Annotated in this window: 14 protein-coding genes; 1 reads left to right on the top strand and 13 read right to left on the bottom strand. The window is 70.7% G+C overall.

Going from position 1 to position 18,092, the window contains the following annotated elements:
* Positions 1-30: 30 nt before the first annotated feature.
* Positions 31-1,209, top strand: a complete 1,179-nt coding sequence (nhaA, locus tag DEJ14_RS04400) for a Na+/H+ antiporter NhaA (RefSeq protein WP_111084828.1) — start codon at positions 31-33, stop codon at positions 1,207-1,209.
* 82 nt (positions 1,210-1,291) lie between these two features.
* Here nhaA and mfd read toward each other — a convergent pair whose 3' ends face one another.
* The 13 genes from mfd to DEJ14_RS04335 all read right to left on the bottom strand — a co-directional run bounded on the left by mfd (position 1,292) and on the right by DEJ14_RS04335 (position 18,018).
* Positions 1,292-4,900 carry a transcription-repair coupling factor gene (gene mfd / locus DEJ14_RS04395; RefSeq protein WP_111084829.1) on the bottom strand — a complete coding sequence of 1,203 codons (3,609 nt, stop codon included), beginning with the start codon at positions 4,898-4,900 and terminating at the stop codon, positions 1,292-1,294.
* Between the two features lie 80 nt (positions 4,901-4,980).
* On the bottom strand, positions 4,981-5,565 hold the full coding sequence (pth, locus tag DEJ14_RS04390; RefSeq protein WP_111084830.1) for an aminoacyl-tRNA hydrolase: 585 nt from the start codon (positions 5,563-5,565) through the stop codon (positions 4,981-4,983).
* Between the two features lie 29 nt (positions 5,566-5,594).
* Positions 5,595-6,227: a 50S ribosomal protein L25/general stress protein Ctc gene (locus DEJ14_RS04385; RefSeq protein ID WP_111084831.1), complete on the bottom strand. Its 633-nt coding sequence runs from the start codon at positions 6,225-6,227 to the stop codon at positions 5,595-5,597.
* A gap of 199 nt (positions 6,228-6,426) precedes the next feature.
* On the bottom strand, positions 6,427-7,794 hold the full coding sequence (locus DEJ14_RS04380; RefSeq protein ID WP_111084832.1) for an RbtT/DalT/CsbX family MFS transporter: 1,368 nt from the start codon (positions 7,792-7,794) through the stop codon (positions 6,427-6,429).
* Between the two features lie 310 nt (positions 7,795-8,104).
* A complete protein-coding gene (locus DEJ14_RS04375; RefSeq protein ID WP_111084833.1) occupies positions 8,105-9,016 on the bottom strand; it encodes a hypothetical protein in 912 nt (303 codons plus the stop codon).
* A gap of 16 nt (positions 9,017-9,032) precedes the next feature.
* Complete coding sequence (manD, locus tag DEJ14_RS04370) at positions 9,033-10,385, bottom strand: D-mannonate dehydratase ManD (protein ID WP_258373222.1); 1,353 nt, start codon at positions 10,383-10,385, stop codon at positions 9,033-9,035.
* A complete protein-coding gene (locus DEJ14_RS04365; protein WP_111084834.1) occupies positions 10,382-11,701 on the bottom strand; it encodes a mannitol dehydrogenase family protein in 1,320 nt (439 codons plus the stop codon). Before DEJ14_RS04365 ends, manD begins: the two co-directional genes overlap by 4 nt.
* Positions 11,698-12,585, bottom strand: a complete 888-nt coding sequence (locus tag DEJ14_RS04360) for a sugar phosphate isomerase/epimerase family protein (protein ID WP_111084835.1) — start codon at positions 12,583-12,585, stop codon at positions 11,698-11,700. The genes DEJ14_RS04365 and DEJ14_RS04360 overlap by 4 nt, the downstream gene beginning before the upstream one ends.
* The gene (locus tag DEJ14_RS04355) at positions 12,582-13,766 is read right to left on the bottom strand and encodes a Gfo/Idh/MocA family oxidoreductase (protein WP_111084836.1); all 1,185 of its coding nucleotides are present in this window, start codon (positions 13,764-13,766) and stop codon (positions 12,582-12,584) included. The genes DEJ14_RS04360 and DEJ14_RS04355 overlap by 4 nt, the downstream gene beginning before the upstream one ends.
* Entirely contained in the window at positions 13,763-14,602 is an 840-nt protein-coding gene (locus tag DEJ14_RS04350) for a sugar phosphate isomerase/epimerase family protein (protein ID WP_111084837.1), read from the bottom strand. The genes DEJ14_RS04355 and DEJ14_RS04350 overlap by 4 nt, the downstream gene beginning before the upstream one ends.
* An 85-nt stretch (positions 14,603-14,687) precedes the next feature.
* A complete protein-coding gene (locus tag DEJ14_RS04345) occupies positions 14,688-15,647 on the bottom strand; it encodes a carbohydrate ABC transporter permease (RefSeq protein WP_181437471.1) in 960 nt (319 codons plus the stop codon).
* A complete protein-coding gene (locus tag DEJ14_RS04340) occupies positions 15,644-16,660 on the bottom strand; it encodes a carbohydrate ABC transporter permease (protein WP_111084838.1) in 1,017 nt (338 codons plus the stop codon). Before DEJ14_RS04340 ends, DEJ14_RS04345 begins: the two co-directional genes overlap by 4 nt.
* Positions 16,660-18,018, bottom strand: coding sequence for an ABC transporter substrate-binding protein (locus tag DEJ14_RS04335; protein ID WP_111084839.1), 1,359 nt, complete (start codon positions 18,016-18,018; stop codon positions 16,660-16,662). The genes DEJ14_RS04340 and DEJ14_RS04335 overlap by 1 nt, the downstream gene beginning before the upstream one ends.
* Positions 18,019-18,092: the final 74 nt, after the last annotated feature.

Raw genomic sequence — 18,092 nt, 5'->3', positions numbered from 1 at the left:
CAACCACCCGACCCCTCGAGACGGAGATCCATGTCGTCCCTCGTCCGCTCCCCCCGCTTCAGCGCCATCGCGCTCCTGACCGCCGCCGTGCTCGGCCTGGTCGTCGCGAACTCCCCCGTCGGCCCCGGCCTCGAACTTCTGCTCGACGCGCATCCGCCCCTGGGCGCCGTCGGCCTCGACCTGTCGATCGCGCACTGGGTCAGTGACGGTCTGCTGGCGGTCTTCTTCCTGCTCGTGGCGATCGAGCTGAAGCAGGAACTCGTCGACGGCGAGTTGTCGAACCCGAAGACCGCGATCGTGCCGGCCATCGCGGCGGTCGGCGGCGTGCTCGTCCCGGCGGGCATCTTCCTGCTCGTCACCGCGGGCACCCCGTACACGCACGGCTGGCCGATCCCGACGGCGACCGACATCGCGTTCGCCCTCGGTGTCCTGGCGATGTTCGGTCGTGGGCTGCCGAGCGGCATCCGGGTGTTCCTGCTCGCACTCGCGGTGCTCGACGACCTCATCGCGATCATCATCATCGCCGTCGTGTTCGCGCACGACACCGACTTCCTGGCCCTCGGCGGTGCGGTCGTCGCGCTCGCGGTGTTCTGGGTGCTCGGTCGGATGCTCCGGCCCGGGCGCCGCGGTCAGACGCTCCTGATCGTGGCCATGGTCCTGGTCGGGCTCGTCACCTGGTGGCTCGTCCACCACTCCGGCGTGCACGCCACGATCGCCGGCGTCGCGCTCGGGCTCGTGCTCCCCCGCCGTCCGGGCCACACCCTGCACGAGAACGTCGAGCCGTGGTCGAACGCGATCGTGCTGCCGGTGTTCGCGTTCGTCTCGGCCGCGGTGGTCATCCCCGCCGTCGGCATCGGCGAGCTCTCCCCCACGTTCTGGGCGGTCGTCATCGCGCTGCCGGTCGGCAAGGTCATCGGCATCACGCTCTTCGGCGTCGTCGCCACACGACTCTTCCGCTCACCGGGGCGGTCATCGTTGTCGTTCTTCTCGATCATCACCGTCGGGGTGCTCGGTGGGATCGGGTTCACGGTCTCGCTGCTCATGAACGAGCTCGCGTTCGCCCGGAGCGAGGAGGTCCTCGACGAGGGCGTGCTCGCCGTGCTCGTCGGCTCCGGCATCGCGATCGTCGCGTCGGCGATCGTGGTCACGCTGCGGGCGCGGGCGTACCGCGGGCGGCGTGAGCTGTCCGAGGCCGAGGCGACCGAGTAGCGGGCCGCGGTCCGACTCGGAACGACGTTCTCGTTGTCGTACGACATCGAGGACGTCGTTCCGGGTCGAAGTTCGCCGCCCCTTACGCGGCCGGCGCCTCCGCCGGCGCCGTCGCGCCGTAGACCGCGGTCAGGATGCTCTCGACCCACTGGATCAGGGCGTCGTCCGGCAGCGCCTGGTCGTGCGGCCGCGGCATCGGGATGCTCGCCGCGTTCTGCTGCGGGAACCACTTCGCGCCCGGGAACATCCGCTTGAGCCGCACCTGGGACGAGTCGGCGAGCTCCTTGCCCGCCACGCGCAGGTTCGACCCCATGACCACCACGTCGGACAGCCCGACCTGCTGCGCCATGCGACGCAGGCGGGAGACCTCGACCAGCGTCTGCACGGCCTGCGGCGGCTGCCCGTACCGGTCGGTGAGCTCGTCGAGCACCATGTCGATGGCGTCCCGCTGCGCCGTCGGGGCCGAGGCCGCTGACAGCTTCTGGTACGCCTCGAGCCGGAGCCGCTCGGACTCGACGTAGTCCTCGGGGATGTGCGCGTCCACCGGGATCTCGAGCCGCAGCTCGGTCTGCCCCTCGGCCACGTCACCGCGGAACTGCGAGACGGCCTCGCCGATCATCCGGAGGTACAGGTCGAACCCGACGCCCGCGATGTGCCCGGACTGCTCGCCACCGAGCAGGTTGCCGGCGCCGCGGATCTCGAGGTCCTTCATGGCGACCTGCATGCCCGCGCCGAGCTCGTTGTTCGCCGCGATCGTCTCGAGGCGGTCCTGTGCGGTCTCGGACAGGGGCTTCTCGGAGTCGTACAGGAAGTACGCGTACCCGCGCTCGCGACCACGGCCGACACGACCGCGCAGCTGGTGGAGCTGCGACAGCCCGTACTTGTCGGCCTTGTCGATGATGAGCGTGTTCGCGTTCGCGATGTCGAGCCCGGTCTCGATGATCGTCGTCGACACCAGGACGTCGAAGCGGCGCTCCCAGAAGTCGACCATGACCTGCTCGAGGGTGCTCTCCGACATCTGCCCGTGCGCGACGGCGATGCGGGCGTCGGGCACGATCTCGGCCAGGTGCGCGGCGACGCCCTGGATGTCCCGCACACGGTTGTGCACGTAGAACACCTGACCCTCGCGCAGCAGTTCGCGGCGGATCGCGGCGGCCACCTGCAGGTCGGACTGCGGCCCCACGAAGGTCAGGATGGGGTGCCGGTCCTCGGGCGGGGTGGCGAGGGTCGACATCTCGCGGATGCCGGTGACGGCCATCTCGAGCGACCGCGGGATCGGGGTCGCCGACATCGCCAGGACGTCGACGTTCGTCTTGAACTTCTTCAGCTGGTCCTTGTGCTCGACGCCGAACCGCTGTTCCTCGTCGATGATGACGAGCCCGACGTCCTTGAAGGTGATGCCCTGCGACAGGATCCGGTGGGTCGCGATGACGATGTCGACCGTGCCGTCGGCGAGGCCGGCGATGGTCTCCTTCGACTCCTTCTCTGACTGGAACCGGCTCAGGGCGCGCAGGTGCACGGGGAACCCGGCGAAGCGCTCCTGGAACGTCTCCATGTGCTGGCGGACGAGCAGCGTCGTCGGCACGAGCATGACGACCTGCTTGCCGTCCTGCACCGCCTTGAACGCGGCACGGATCGCGACCTCGGTCTTGCCGTAGCCGACGTCGCCCGACAGCAGGCGGTCCATCGGGATCGGCCGCTCCATGTCGCGCTTGATCTCGTCGATGGTGGTGAGCTGGTCGGCGGTCTCGGCGAACGGGAACGCCTCTTCCAGCTCGCGCTGCCACGGGGTGTCCGGGCCGAACGCGTGCCCCTTCGACGCCATCCGCGCCGAGTACAGCTTCACCAGGTCGACGGCGATGTCGCGGACGGCCTTGCGGGCCTTCGACTTGGCAGCGGACCAGTCCGAGCCGCCCATCTTCGACAGGGTCGGGGACTCGCCGCCGACGTACCGCGACAGCTGGTCGAGCTGGTCGGTGGGCACGAAGAGCTTGTCGCCGGGGTAGTTCCGCTTCGACGGCGCGTACTCGAGCACGAGGTACTCGCGCTGCGTCTTCACCGCGTTGCGGCCGCCGGAGCTGACCTCGCGGCTCACCAGTTCCACGAACTTGCCGATGCCGTGGGTCGCGTGCACGACGACGTCGCCCGGCTTGAGCTGCAGCGGGTCGACCACGTTCTTGCGACGGCTCGCGAGCTTCTTGACGGTGCGCGCGCCCTGCTGGACGCTCCGGCCGTAGAACTCCGCTTCGCTGAGCACGACGATGCGCGGATCCGGGATGGCGAAGCCGTGCTCGACGGTGGCCGTCGTGACGATGGCGACACCCGGTTCGGGAGGCGCGGGCAGGGCTTCGGCACGGGCTGCGACCCCGGCGTCGGCGAGGACCTGCACCGCCCGCTCGACCAGACCCTGGCCCTGGGCGGTCACCACGACCGCCCACCCGTCATCGGTGAGCGCCTTGACGTGCGCGATCGCGCCGTCGGCGCTGCCCGCGAAGCTCGGCACGGCCTCGGCGCGGACGCGGATGTACTCGCCGGCCTCGTTCGCCGCCTCGGCGTCGGTGAGGACACGGGCGCCGTCGCCTTCGTCGAGACCGGAGTCGAACGGTGACACCGTCCACCAGGTGCGCTGCCCACGGGTGTTCTTGAGCTGCTGCACCGTCAGGAAGTTGCCGGCGTCGAGGTCGATCGGTGCCTGGGCCCCGGCGACCGCGGCGCTCCACGCGGCCTGCAGGAACTCGGTGTTCGTCTCGGCCAGGCTGTTCGCGCGACCGTTCACCCGCTCGGGCGAGAACACCGCGATGGTGGCGTCTTCGGGCAGGTACGAGGTCATCGGGACGAGGTCCTGCACGAGCGCGGGGGCGAGGGACTCCATGCCCTCGACCGGGATCCCCTCGGCGATCTTCGCGAGCATCTGCGACAGGTTCGGGAACTCGTGGAGCATCTCGCGCGCCCGCTGCCGGACGTCGTCGCTGAGCAGGAGTTCGCGCGAGGCCGTGAGTTCGACCGAGCCGAGGTCGTCCTCGGTCGTGCGCTGGTCGGCGACCGAGAACGCCTTGACGGCCTCGATCTCGTCGCCGAAGAAGTCGACGCGGACGGGGTGGTCCGCGGTGGGCGGGAAGACGTCGAGGATGCCGCCGCGCACCGCGAACTCACCGCGCCGCGTGACGAGGTCGACGCGGGCGTAGGCCATGTCGACGAGCTTCGCGGCGATGGCGGCCAGGTCGTTGCCGCGCGAGTCGGTGCGCAGCACGACGGGCGCGAGCGAGGTCAGGTTGGCGGCGATCGGCTGCAGCGCTGCGCGGACGCTCGCCACGACGATGGTGGTGCGGCGGTCGTCGGCGTCGGCGGCGGACCAGGACGCGAGCCTGCGGAGCGTCGCGATGCGGGTGCCGACGGTCTGGGCACTCGGGCTGAGGCGTTCGTGCGGCAGGGTCTCCCACGCCGGGAACTCGAGGACGTCGGCGTCGGGGACGTAGCTGCCGAGGGCGTCGCGGACGGCTTCGGCCTCGCGCCCCGTCGCCGTGATCACGAGCACGCACTGCGGCCCGTTCCGCTCGGCGATCAGTGCTCCGAGCAGCGGGACCCGCAGGCCGTCGACGACCGAGAAGTCGGCGTCACGAGGCGCGGCGCGGAGCACGCGATCGAACGCGGAGGCGCGCGAGAGCGCAGGGATGATGCCCGAGATCGTCACTCAGGAGATGGTACCGGCCCCCACCGACACCGCCCGCGTGGTGCGCGACGGGCGAACACGGCCGGGATCGGTCAGCGCGATCAGGACGGTGCGTGCACCCGCTGCTGCGCGGCGACGAGTCCGACCTCGGCGATCGCCTCGACCGCGTCCGCGGCGTCGGCCAGCAGGACGGGCAGCGACTTCTTCTCGGCTGCGGAGAAGTCACGCAGCACGTAGTCGGCGGGGTCCTGACGACCGGGCGGACGACCGATGCCGACCCGCACGCGCGTGAACTCGTTCGTGCCGGTGGCCTTGATGATGTCGCGCAGCCCGTTGTGCCCGCCGTGACCCCCGCTGCCCTTGAGGCGGACGGTGTCGAACGGCAGGTCGAGCTCGTCGTGCACGACGACGAGGTCGGCCGGGGTGGCGCTGTAGAACCCGAGGACCGACGAGACCGGTCCGCCCGAGGTGTTCATGAACGAGCCCGGCTTCGCCAGCACCAGGCGCGGACCGCCGGGTACCAGGCGCCCCTCGGCGACCTGGTTCGGCGTCTTGTGCTTCTTGAACCGCGCACCCATGCGGGCGGCGAGTTCGTCGAGGACCATCTGGCCGACGTTGTGCCGGTTGCCGGCGTAGTCGGGCCCGGGGTTCCCGAGTCCGACCACGACCAACGTTCGATCCGCCACAGCGTCGACCAGATGTCTTCGAAGGGGTGTTACTCGGAGTCGACCGGCTCGGAGCCGCCCTCGGCACCGGCTTCGGCACCGGCCTCGGCCGAGGCCTCGTCCGCAGCGTCGTCGTCAGCGGTGCCACGCGGGGTGACGATCGCGACGACCAGCGCCTCGGCGTCGGTCTCGAGCTCGGCGCCCTCGGGGAGCTCGAGCTGGGCGGCGTGGATCTGCACGCCGTCCTCGAGGCCCTCGACGTTGACGACGACGTGCTCCGGGATGTCGGTCGCGAGGACCAGCAGGGAGACGGTGTTCAGGTCCTGCACGTGGATCGTGCCGGAGAACGACTCGCCCTCGATGACGACGGGCACGTCGACCGTGACCTTCTCGCCGCGGCGCAGGACCACGAGGTCGATGTGCTCGATGATCTGGCGCACCGGGTCACGCTGGACGTCCTTGACGAGGGCGAGCTGGGCCGCACCCTCGATGTCGAGGTCGACGACCGCGTTGGCGGTACGGACGAGCAGCATGGTCTCGTGACCGGGCAGCGAGATGTGCTTCGGCTCGGTGCCGTGGCCGTAGACCACTGCCGGGATCTTGTCGGCGGCGCGGAGCTTGCGCGCTGCACCCTTGCCGAACTTGGTGCGGACGTCCGCTGCGAGCTTCGTGTAGTCGGCCATGGTGCCTCCTGGTCTCGGGGGTCGACACCGGCGGTCCGGCATCGTGGGGGTCTGTGGTGTTGCAACTCGAACGCGTGCACGCGTGAGGAACGTTCCCTGGGCTGGGCCGGGTCTCCCACCGCGTCGATCACGGCCGCTGTCGCGGCCCTCGCCGAAGTCAATCACCGACTCTACCAGCACCCGCCGGGCGTGTCGTGCCTCAGTGCCCCGCGGCCACCGCCTCCTTCGGCACCTTGAGGAACGACAGCACCACGAAGGCGAGGACGTAGAGGCCGACGAACGTCCAGACCACGCCACCGGGGCCACCCCACGGCAGGACGGCGCTGACCACGGCGTTGCCGAGGAAGGTCGCACCGCCGGCTGCTGTGGCGTACATGGCCATCGCGGCGCCGCGGCGCTCCTCGCCGGCGAAGGCGGGGACGATCGCACCCATGGGCGTGAACCCGGCGAGCATGATGCCGAACACCGTCCCCGCGGCGGTGGCGAGCCAGAAGCCCCACTCGGAACCGGCCGGCACCAGGTGCGGGACGTACCACCAGGCCAGCAGCCCGATCGCCGAGGCGCCGATGCCGAACCACTTGACGGTGCGGATCCAGCCGATGCGGTCGCCGAGGGCGCCGAAGAAGGCGTTGAACAGGATGTTGCCGGCGTAGACGATCACCGTCATCGTGAGCCACTTCGACTGGCCCCACCCGAGCTCGGTGCCGATGATCGCCGGCATGATCACGAACATGCCGAACTCGGGCGCCGTGTTGACGAGCCGGATCAGGACGGCGAGCAGGACCTTGGGGCGCGTGATGCAGACCTCGATGCCGCTGGCGATGACCCGTGCGGCGGAGTGGGAGCGCGGGGCGATGCGGCCGAGCCCGGTCTGCTCGTGCACGCCGAACCGGACGATCACCCAGCCCGCCACGACCAGGACGAGCGACAGGGCCATCGACCACGTCTCACCCGTGTGGCCGCCGCCGAACGCGGGGATGCTGCCGATCGCGATGAGCGAGCCGAGCGTCGGCAGGCCACCGGTGAAGACGACGTAGAACCAGCCGACGGCCGTGGCGTTCCGGTCGCGCGCCACGGTGTGGTTCACCCAGCAGAGGAACGAGAAGGCGAACAGCGGGAACCCGAGTCCGCGCAGGAAGTACGTCAGGGCGATCAGCCCGACCGACCCGGTGGGCAGCGCCGCGAGGAACGCGACCTGGAACACCACCCACAGGACGGCCCCGATCGTCATGACGCGGCGGGGGCCCCACAGCTCGGAGAGCACGCCGGCGAAGTAGGACGCCACCAGGACGGCGACGCCGTAGATGCCGATGACCATCGCGGCGCTGTCCGTGCCGCCCGAGCCGAGGGCCGCGGCGATGTGCGGAGCGATGAAGTTCGACTCGATGCCGTCGCCCGTCATGAAGACGAGGACACCGAGGAAGCCCCACCGCAGCGGGTGCGGGATGCCGAGGCGGGCGATGAAGCCCTCGCGCCCGGCAGCCGGTGGTGCGGTTGCCGGTGGGGCGGTCGTCACGCCGTTCGGCGGGGTCAGGGTCGTGGTGCGGTTGGTGCGGGGTTCCGACATGTGTCGTCTCTCCTGGAGGGGCCCCGGAGTGCTCGACCCGGCATCGCGGCATGTCTCCGGGGTGCGCCGCGCGCCACGCACCCGACCGCCCGCGCAGTGGCTGCGGGCGGTCGGGGCGTCGGCGATGATGCGAGTCCTGTACCCGGGGCGCCCCGTGCTGATGCGGAGACGGATCCCGGCGGACCATCGCCGGCCCGAAGCATGGTGTCCGACGTTAGACCGCTCCAACGCCGCTCGTCAAGAACGACAACTGTTGTGTAACGATCCGGGCAGCGGAGCGTGCGCGGAGGGCGTTCCCGGCGTACTGGGGTCAGCGACCGAGGGTGCGACGGTGCTCCTGCGCGGCCGCCAGCAGCTCGCGGGCGTCGTTGCTCGTGGCCTCGGCGGCGTCGCGCGCCTGTTCCGACCGCGCGACCTCGGCGTCGGCCTGCTCGAGCTCGCGCTGCAGGCCGGCCCGGCGCTCCTCGGCCTGCTCGAGGTCCGCCTCCGCGGCGTCGAGTGCGGCGTCGGCGTCCCGCGACTCGCTCCGGGCGGCGGTCTCCGCCTGGCGTGCGGCCTTCCGCTCAGCGGCCGGGTCACGCTTCGGCTCGGGCTGGGCGTCCGGCTGCGGTTCGTCCTGGGGTTCCGTCTCCGTCGACCGGGAGGCACGGCTCGCCTTCCGCGCGCCCCTCGCCTGGGTGATCGGGATGGGTGGGGCATCGCTGCCGGACCAGGCGTCGGGCACCGCGTCCGGATCCGCGAGCGCCCCGTCCAGGTCGACCGCGTCGAACCCCACGCTCTCCAAGGGCGTCACGAGCAGCCCCGAACGCACGGCGGCTCCGGCGTGCGGGTCGGCCATCGCCGCCTCGATCGTCGCGCGCACCTGGTCGAGCACGGCCGACGTCGCGGGGTGTCCGGCGTCCGAGGCGAGGTCGGCCCCGGCCTGCGTCAACGCCTCGATCACCTCGGAGCGTTGCTGTCGGAGTGTCCGGATCGCTCCAGGGTCGGCGTCGGCTTGCGCCTTGCGGAGGGCTGGCCCGAGGTTGACCGCGTCGTCGAGGGCGCCGTCGTGCGCGAGCAGGTCCACGACCCACGCTGCCGGTGCGGGCTTCCGGAGCTTCCCGATCGCCGCCGCCAGGTCGCGGTCGTCCTTCCGGACCGCGCGCTGGCGGGCCGTGCGCTCGGCGACGAAGTCCCCCGGCGCAATGAGCAACAGCTCCCTGGCGACGTCCGCGAACTCCATGCCCCCAGCTTGCCCGCTACCAGTCGTGGACGGTGCCGTCGGCCAGACGGTTGAACGGCAGGTAGGCCTGCTCGTACGGGTACTTGCCGGCCTCGTCGACGTCGAGGCTGACCCCGAGGCCGGGCTCGTCACCGGGGTGCAGGTAGCCGTCCGTGAAGGTGAAGGTCTGCTGGAACACCTGGTTCGTCTGCGGCCCGTGCTGCATGTACTCCTGGATGCCGAAGTTGTGGATCGCCATCCCGAGGTGCATCTGCGCGGCCAGTCCGACGGGCGAGATGTCGGTCGGCCCGTGGAACCCGGACTTGATCTGGTACATCGCGGCGTAGTCCATCGTCTTCTTGAGCGGGGAGATGCCGCCCATGTGCGTGACGGCTCCGCGGACGTAGTCGATGAGCTGGTCGCGGATGATGTCCTTGAAGTCCCAGATCGTGTTGAAGACCTCGCCGATCGCGAGCGGTGTGGTGGTGTGCTGCCGGACGAGCTTGAGCGCCTCCTGGTTCTCGGCGGGGGTGCAGTCCTCGAGCCAGAACAGGTCGTACGGCTCGAGCGACTTGCCGAGCTTCGCGGCCTGCAGCGGGGTCATCCGGTGGTGCCCGTCGTGCAGCAGCGGCAGTTCGGGTCCGAACTCGCCCCGGACGGCCTCGAACACGGTGGGCACGTGGCGCAGGTAGGCGCGGGTGTCCCAGTCCTCCATGGCGGGGAAGGCCCCACGCTGCGCCGGTTCGAAGTCGTACCGGACGCCCTCGTTGCCCTCGGTGGTCTTGTTCGAGGCGATGCCGTAGATGCTCTCGAGACCGGGGACGCCGGTCTGCACGCGGATCGAGCGGTAGCCCTCCTCCTGGTGCTCGCGGATCGAGTCGAACAGCTCGGGGAGCTCCTTGCCGGAGGCGTGCCCGTACGCCATCAGCCCGGTGCGCGAGGCGCCCCCGAGCAGCTGGTACAGCGGCATGCCGGCGACCTTGGCCTTGATGTCCCAGAGCGCCATGTCGACCGACGCGATCGCCGCCATCGTGACCGGGCCGCGACGCCAGTACGACGAGCGGTACAGGAACTGCCAGGCGTCCTCGATGCGGCTGGCGTCGCGGCCGATCAGCAGCGGCACGACGTGCTCGGACAGGTACGCGGCGACGCCGAGCTCGCGGCCGTTCAGCGTCGCGTCGCCAAGGCCCGTGACGCCGTCGGCGGTCGTGATCTTCAGCGTCACGAAGTTCCGGTTCGGGCTGGTGACGATCACCTCGGCGCGCTCGATGAGCTGGCCGCGGTCGGCCGACGCCCACGTGTCCGGACGCCCGGAGGTGTGCCCGGTCGCCGCGCCGGTGTCGGCGGCGCCCGGCACCGGGGCCGCGGGGTTCGTGGTGGTGTCGGTCATGCGTGGACTCCTTCGTCGGTGCTCGTTCGGGCGGTGCTCGTTCGGGCGGTGCTGGTCGTGGTGCGTGCGGCGGTGCCCGCCGCTCGGATGTCGTCGGCCGCTGTGGTGATCGCGTCGACCACGTCGGTGGTGTCGAGGTCGGGGGCGATGACGCGCAGCACGTCGTGCACGTCCGAGTCTGCCCCGGGGGCTCCGTGGTCGTCCACGAGGTCGGGCTGCGTCGTGACGTGGAGCCACCACGCGGCGATCGCGGTCGCGGCGCCGGGCCCGATGCCGGCGGACGGCTCACGCTCGAGGCGGCGCCGCACGACGTCGACGACCCGGACGGGCAGCTTCTGCGATCCACCGGAGGCGATCTGCCGCAGAGTGTGCCGGATGCGCGGGTTCGCGAACCGGTCCTCCAGAGCAGTGCGGGCGGCGGCGACCTCGTCGGACGGCAGCGGCAGTTCGCGGGCGGCCTCGTCCCACAGCTGCTCGACGGCGGCACGGCACACCGGGTCGTCCATGGCCGCGGCGACGGTCTCGTGCCCGCGCTGGAGCCCGAGGTACGCGAGCAGCGAGTGCGAGCCGTTCAGCAGCCAGAGCTTCCGCTGCTCGTACGGGGTGACGTCGTCGACGATGCGCACGCCGGCGGTCTCCCACGCGGGGCGGTCGATCCCGTCGAAGGCGTCTTCGAGCACCCACTCCGCGAACGGCTCGGTGACGACGGGCACTCGGTCGCCGGCGAGCGCTCCCGGCAGGGCGGCGAGGCCCTCGACGTCGGCGTCGGTGGTCGCGGGGGTGATCCGGTCCACCATCGACGACGGGAACGAGACGTTCGCCTCGATCCACGCGTGCAGGTCCGGGTCGGTGGTGGCACCCAGCACGGCCTCGCGCAGCACCGCGCCGTTGTGCGTCAGGTTGTCGAGGCTGACCAGCGCGATGCGCCCGCTGTCGGCCGTCCGCCGGGCGTCGAGCCCCGCGACCAACCGGGCGGGGACGTCGGAACCGGACCGGTAGCCCTGCTCGGTGACCGTCAGCGTGACGATGGTGGTCTCCGGGGACGCCACCACGTGCCTCCAGGCCGTGTCGTCGCTGCCGGGGTGGGCGGCCACGATCGTGTCGACCACCTCGGCGGCGTCGCCGGTCGCCGCGCGTGTGACCAGCGTGTACCGGCAGTCCTGCGCGGTGAGGGCGTCCGCCGCGTCCGGGGAGCGCCCGGTGAACGCGGTGATCCCCCACGCGTCCCCGGAGACCCGCTCCGTGTACCAGGCGAGGTGGGCGCGTGCGAACGCGCCGATGCCGAGGTGCACGATGCCGGGTCGGCGATCGGTCATGCCGACACCGGGACGAGGGACCGCAGGTACGCCAGGTTGTCGGCGGTGCGGGCCTCGAGGGGCAGGTCGGTGGAGAAGTCCTCGATGGTGACCCAGCCGTCGTAGCCGACCTGGCGGAGGGCGTCGAGGTACTCGGAGACGGACGCCTGCCCGGTGCGCAGCGGCGCCCACTCGTTCTGCCAGATCGTGCTGCCGTCGGCGCGGGTGTCGCCGGTGTCGACCCAGCGGGCGTTCTTCACGTGGGCGTGCGCGAGGTACGGGCCGAGGAGCTCGAACGCGGCGAGGTGGTCCTCCTGCCCCTCGATGACCAGGTTGCCGAGGTCGTGGATGACGCCGATGTGCTCCGGGTCGAGGCCGTCGACGAGCCGCAGCGCCGCCGAGGCCGAGGGCGTGATCGTCATGTGGTGCAGCTCGACGAGCGCCTTGACGCCGAGCTCGGTCGCCCGGGTCACCGCCCACTCGAGGTCGGCGCGGGTGCGGTCGAAGATCTGCCCGTACGTCTCGCCGGTGCGTTCCTTCTCCTGCCGGTACATCGGCATCGAGATCCGGACCTGGCGGGCGCCGAGCTCGCTCGTGACGCGGAGCATCGTCTCGACGCCCTCGTGGTCCGCCGCCTGCTGGTACCCGCCGATGCCGGAGTACTCGAGGCCGGCGGCGTCGGTGATCCGCGCGATCTCGCCGACCTGGTCCTGGATGCCGGTGAACTGCCACGTGGAGTTGTTGCCGGCCCAGAACGAGCGACCGGCGGGCACGACGGTGCCGTCCGCGGGGCGGTCGTCGACGATGCGCCACTCGACGCCGTCCCAGCCCTGCTCGGCCAGCGTCGAGGCGGCCTGCGACGGGGTCCAGTCGGGGGTCGAGGCGGTGAACACGGAGAACTTCATCGGACTGCTCCTTCGTGGGCGCCCACCACGGGCACCACGTCGTCGTACTTGCCCTCGATCACGTCGTCGATCCGGACGGGCTGCCCGAGCGTCGCGCTGACGTACAGCCCGCGGACGGTGGCGAGCGACACGAGGGCCGCGTCGACGGTCACGCCGGGCTCACGGCCCTCGCGGATCGCGGCCACGATGTCGGTGTACTGCCGGCCGTGCCCTGCGGCGAAGTGGTCGGGCTCGGCCGGGCCGCCGACGACGTGCTCCGGCGGGACGACGTCGTCCTTCTGGTCGACCGCGCCCGCGACCGCCGAGGCGTTCGAGGTGGTCGACGCGGACTCGAGGGTCGCGGCGTCGGGTGCGATGTGGAAGTAGGCCAGGCGGTCGTCGTCGACGATCGCGGACCCGTGCGTGCCGTACACGGCGTAGCGGGCGGAGAGGCCCGGGTACGCGGCGGTCGTGCAGTGGATGACGCCGAGCGCGCCGCCGGCGAACCGGACGGTGGCGACGGCGGTGTCCTCGACCTCGATGCGGTCGTGCGCGAGCAGCCCGGTCTGTGCCGAGATCTCGACCGGACGGCCGAGTGCCCAGACGAGCAGGTCGACGGTGTGCACGCCCTGGTTCATCACGGCGCCACCACCGTCGAGCGCCCAGGTGCCGCGCCAGTCGCCGGAGTCGTAGTAGCCCTGCGACCGGTACCAGGCGACGCTCGCCAGGCCGGAGGTCACGGTGCCGAACCCGCCGTCGTGGGCGGCTGCGGCGACGGCGGCCGAGGCCGGGTCGAAGCGGTGCTGACTGATGACGCTCGTGACGAGTCCACGGTCGCGGGCGGCCGCGGCGAGCGCGGCGATCTGCCGGGCCCGGGGCATCGTGGTGTCGAGGGGCTTCTCGATGACGACGTGCTTGCCTGCGGCCAGGGCGGCCTCGGCGAGCTGGACGTGCATGCCGGAGGGCGAGCAGATCGCGACGACGTCGATGTCGGTCTGCGCGATCGCCTCCTCGATGGTGGCCGTCGTGACGGGGCGGGTGACGCCCATCGCCTCGATCTCGTCGGCGGCGCTCGTGGCGGCGGCGGGGATCGCGTCGACGAGGGCGACGACCTGCAGGTCCGGGTGGTGGACGGCGACCTTGGCATGGTGGCGTCCGATGACGCCGGCGCCGACGACTGCCAACTTCAGTGGGGTGGTCATCGCAGGGTGACTCCGATCTGGTCGGTGAGGGTGCGGAGGGCACGACCGGCGCGACCGAAGGCCGCGGGGCCGGAGAACCCGCCGAGGGAGGTGAAGTCGCTGAGGTGCGGCTCGAGCGAGGCGTAGCCGGAGTAGCCGGCGTCGCGCAGCGCGGTGAGGGTCTGCAGCAGCTCGCCGTCGCCCTCGCCCGCTGGGACGACTGACGAGTCGGCGGCCAGGGCGTCCTTGACCTGCAGGTAGTCGACGTAGGGCGCGAGCTGCGCCCACCCGTCGGTGAACGGCTTGACGCCGCACTGCACGTAGTTCGCGTTGTCCCAGGCCAGTCGGAGCGCCGGGGACCCGACACTCTCGACGATGTCGAGCACGCGCGAGGGGACGTCGCCGTAGATGTCCTTCTCGTTCTCGTGCAGCAGGGTCACGCCCTCGCGCTCGGCGAGGTCGGCCAGGGCGCGCATCCGGACGAGGACGTCGTCGCGGACGTCCTCCGGCTGCCGGCCCTCGAAGTAGAACGAGAAGATCCGGATGTTCGTGGTGCCGAGGGCGTGCGCGGCGGCGATCGCGCGACCGAGCCGTCCGACCTCGTGCTCGACGGGTTCGTCGACGGAGACCTTGCCGATCGGCGAGGCGATGGCGGACACGGTCTGTCCGCGCTCCTCGAGCAGGCGGTGGAGTCCGGCGAGCTGGTCCTCGTCGAGGTCGACGACGTTCACGCCCCAGGCGCTGCGGACCTCGATGGCGCTCGCGCCGAGCGCCTGCAGGACCGCGACCTGGACGACGGGGTCGGCGTCGATCTCGTCGCCGAAGCCGGAGAGTTCCCACGTGGGCTGGTCGGTCATGGTGTCCTTTCGTGTCGGACGGGAGGCGCGTGGCGGGGCCGCCACGGGCCTCCAGTCCGGTTCTGGGTTGCGGTGACTGCCGCGCTCACTTGACGGAGCCGGCCGTCAGACCGCCCACCAGGTAGCGCTGGAAGATGAGGTACAGGGCGACGACCGGCACGGCGCAGACGATCGAGGCGGCCATCATCTGGCCGTAGATCGGGACAGCACCGCCCTCTTGCGCGGTGCCGAGCACCTGCAGGACCACGGCCACCGTCCGGGTGTTCGGGGTCGTCATGATCGTGGAGAACAGGACGTCGTTCCAGCCGAGCAGGAAGGCGAAGATCGCCGAGACGACGATGCCGGGCCACGACAACGGCAGGACGATCTTCGTCAGGATCTTCGTGCTCGAGGCGCCGTCGATGCGCGCTGCCTCTTCGAGTTCCTTGGGCAGACCACGCAGGTAGGTGACCATCACCCAGGTCGAGAACGGCAGCGCGAACGTCAGGTAGGTGACGAACAGACCCCAGCGGGTGCCGATGATCTGCACGCCCGTGGCACTGGCGATGTTCGAGAAGACCACGAACACGGGCAGCAGCAGGAGCGTGCCGGGGATCGACTGCAGCGCGAGGAGCCCGCGCAGGATGGTCAGGCGGCCGAGGAACCGGAACCGGACCAGCACGTACGCGGTGGACACGGCGAGCGCCGCACTCGCGATGGCGACCGCGCCGGCGGTGAGCATCGAGTTGACCAGCCCCTCGCCGAGGGCGACCGTCGACCAGATCTCGACGTAGTTCGACAGCGTGAACTCGGACGGAAAGTACTCGCCGCGAGCGACCGCGACGTCCGAGTTCACCGAGCCGAACAGGATGTACAGGACCGGGACGGCGATGAACGCGATGATGATCGCGATCACCAGGATGAGCAGCCAGCGGGGCAGGAGCCGGGTGACGTCGGTGTCGTAGGGGCGCTTGTGGCGTCGACCGGGCGCGGTGATGCTCTCGGTCAGGGTCGACGTCGGGCGGGTCCTGGTGGTGCCGGCGAAGGATGTGCTCTGGGCGCTCATGCTCGTGCTCCGTCGATGTCGGCGGCGGTCGGGGCGGCGGCGAGCGTGGCGCGGTCGGCGCGGCGCTGCTTCCGGTTGGGGCCCGCGTCGTCACCGGTGTCGAGCTTGACGGCTCGCAGGTAGACGAACAGCGGGATGGCGACGATCACGAGGGAGCAGATCGCCATGGCCGCGGACAGACCGAAGCGGAACGACTGGAAACTCGCGATGTACGTCAGGACGGGCATGACCTCGACGCTCGACGGCAGCGGGATGCCGAACAGCACGAACGGCAGGGTGAAGTTGTTGATGTTGTGCAGGATCGCGATGATCACCGCCAGGCTGAGCGGCCCGCGCAGGTACGGGAAGATGATGTAGCGCAGCTTCGCCCACCAGGTCACCCCGTCGAGCGCAGCGGCCTCGTGCACCTCGTTGTCCACGGCCTGCAGCCCGGCGAGCGACAGCAGGTAGACGAACGGCCAGCTCGTCCAGATCATCACGCCGGCCAGCGCCCAGTACGACGCGGAGCCGTTCAGCCAGAGCACGTCGGTGTGCAGGATCGAGTTCACGACGCCCTGCGGCTGCAGCATCGTGCGGAAGAACGTGCCGACGACGAACGCGGGCAGCACGTACGGGATCAGGTAGATCGACCGGACGAGGCCGCGCCCCGGGAACCGGTTCTGCGTCGAGATCGCGGCCGCGACGCCGATCGGGACGGTGACCGCGGTGACCAGGACGGACAGCGACACCGAGATCCAGATGGAGTGGAGCAGGGGCGAGTTCGTGAAGGCCTCGGTGAAGTTCGCGAGGCCGATGAAGGGGGCGCTGAACCACTGCCGCAGCGTGTACTGGTCCAGGTCGAGCATCGCGATGTAGAAGCCCACCAGGAGCGGCACCACGATGACGGCGAGCATGAGGACCCCGCCGGGGATGAGCATCCAGAGCGGACGCTCCTTCTTGTACAGCGGCGTCGTGCCGTGCGGGCGGACCGTCTGCTCCGTGCGCTGCGGCGGTCTGGTCTGGGTGCTGGTCATCACAGACCTCCGTTCTTCTGACGGTCGAGGGTGGACTGGGCGTCCTTCTGGGCGTCCTGCAGGCGCTTGCGGAGCTGGTCGTCGGTGACCTCGCCGCTCTTGAGCGACGGGATCGACTGCACGACCACGTCGACCAGGGCGAGCTGGATGTCGGACCAGGCGCCGGTGAAGGCGGTGGGCTTCGACAGGCGGCCCGCGTCGATGATCGGCTCCAGCTGCGGGTTGTCTGCGGCCAGGTCAGCGGCGGCGGACGCGTTGGTCGGCAGGTTGCCGAACAGGTCGTAGTACTCGAGCTGCGCCTTCGGTGCGCTGAGCTGCTTGACGAAGTCGAAGGAGAGCTGCTGCTTGGTGCCGTAGTCGGCCACCACCCAGTTGTCGCCGGACAGGATGCTCGCCGCCTCGATGCCGTCGGCCGGCCGCTCGCTCGCACCCGGCGGGACGGTGGGGAGCAGGGCGAACTCGTACTTGCCGTCGACCTTGGTGTCCTTGAACGAGTTGATCGCGGTGGTGGTCGTCATCGGGAAGAACGCGGCCTTGCCCTCGGTGAACTGGGCCAGGGCCTGCGCGTTGTTCCAGCCGATCGCGGCCTTGTCGACGACGCCGTCCTTCGTGACCCAGTCGAAGTAGGTCCGGTACGCGTTCTCGACGGCGTCGCTGTCGATCTCGGCCTTCCCGTCCTTCGAGACGATGGTGTTGCCGGCGTTCTGCGCCATGCCCCACACGAACTTCCACGGGTCGAAGCCGTCAGCGTAGGCGATCGCCAGGCCGTGCCGGCCGTCACCGGTGGTGGCCTTCGCGTCCTCGGTCAGCTCGTCCCACGTGGTCGGCATGTCGGTGATGCCGGCCTTCGCGAGGAGGTCCTTGTTGACGGCCATCACGAACGGACGGCTGGCGAACGGGATCCCGATCTGCTTCGAGTCGCTCTGCCCCGAGATGCCGAACGAGGCCGGGTCGAACTGGTCCTTGCCGCCGATGGCCTGCCACTCCTTCGATCCCATCTCGACGAAGGCACCGGTGGCGTAGGCGGTCGGGGTGAACGTGGTGCCGATGGCGTAGACGTCGGGGCCCTGGCCGGAGATGACGCTGGTCTGGATCGCGGTCAGTTCCTCCTGCGCGGACGAGTAGGTCTCCCACTGGATGTCCGCACCGGTGGTGCGCTTGAACTCGGCAGCGGTGTCCTGCTGCCACTGCTTGCGCTCCTTGGGGTACGTGGTGTCCGCGCCCATCATCACGCGGAGGGTGTTCGGGTCGTCGCCACTGCCGTTCACGACGGCGCAGCCCTGCAGGGAGAGAGCGGCGAGGGCGATCACCGCGACGGCACCGACGAGGGTGCGGGGCTTCAGCCGTGTTCTGTTCATCCGGGGGCTTCCTCCTCGAGACCTCCTCCGGGCGGCGCTGCCCGGTGGCACCACTGTTCCGCCGTTGGCAACAT

The organism is Curtobacterium sp. MCJR17_020, from assembly GCF_003234365.2.
Taxonomy (GTDB): domain Bacteria; phylum Actinomycetota; class Actinomycetes; order Actinomycetales; family Microbacteriaceae; genus Curtobacterium.
The sequence above is the reverse complement of the archived record's forward strand: the minus strand, read 5'-3'. Positions and strand labels throughout refer to the sequence as shown.

Bases quoted from the DNA above. Each gene is read 5' to 3' on its own strand.
- nhaA (WP_111084828.1), top strand. From the start codon at position 31: ATGTCGTCCCTCGTCCGCTCCCCCCGCTTCAGCGCCATCGCGCTCCTG.
- DEJ14_RS04385 (WP_111084831.1), bottom strand. From the start codon at position 6,227: ATGGCCGACTACACGAAGCTCGCAGCGGACGTCCGCACCAAGTTCGGC.
- DEJ14_RS04380 (WP_111084832.1), bottom strand. From the start codon at position 7,794: ATGTCGGAACCCCGCACCAACCGCACCACGACCCTGACCCCGCCGAAC.
- DEJ14_RS04375 (WP_111084833.1), bottom strand. From the start codon at position 9,016: ATGGAGTTCGCGGACGTCGCCAGGGAGCTGTTGCTCATTGCGCCGGGG.
- manD (WP_258373222.1), bottom strand. From the start codon at position 10,385: ATGACCGACACCACCACGAACCCCGCGGCCCCGGTGCCGGGCGCCGCC.
- DEJ14_RS04365 (WP_111084834.1), bottom strand. From the start codon at position 11,701: ATGACCGATCGCCGACCCGGCATCGTGCACCTCGGCATCGGCGCGTTC.
- DEJ14_RS04360 (WP_111084835.1), bottom strand. From the start codon at position 12,585: ATGAAGTTCTCCGTGTTCACCGCCTCGACCCCCGACTGGACCCCGTCG.
- DEJ14_RS04355 (WP_111084836.1), bottom strand. From the start codon at position 13,766: ATGACCACCCCACTGAAGTTGGCAGTCGTCGGCGCCGGCGTCATCGGA.
- DEJ14_RS04350 (WP_111084837.1), bottom strand. From the start codon at position 14,602: ATGACCGACCAGCCCACGTGGGAACTCTCCGGCTTCGGCGACGAGATC.
- DEJ14_RS04345 (WP_181437471.1), bottom strand. From the start codon at position 15,647: ATGAGCGCCCAGAGCACATCCTTCGCCGGCACCACCAGGACCCGCCCG.
- DEJ14_RS04340 (WP_111084838.1), bottom strand. From the start codon at position 16,660: ATGACCAGCACCCAGACCAGACCGCCGCAGCGCACGGAGCAGACGGTC.
- DEJ14_RS04335 (WP_111084839.1), bottom strand. From the start codon at position 18,018: ATGAACAGAACACGGCTGAAGCCCCGCACCCTCGTCGGTGCCGTCGCG.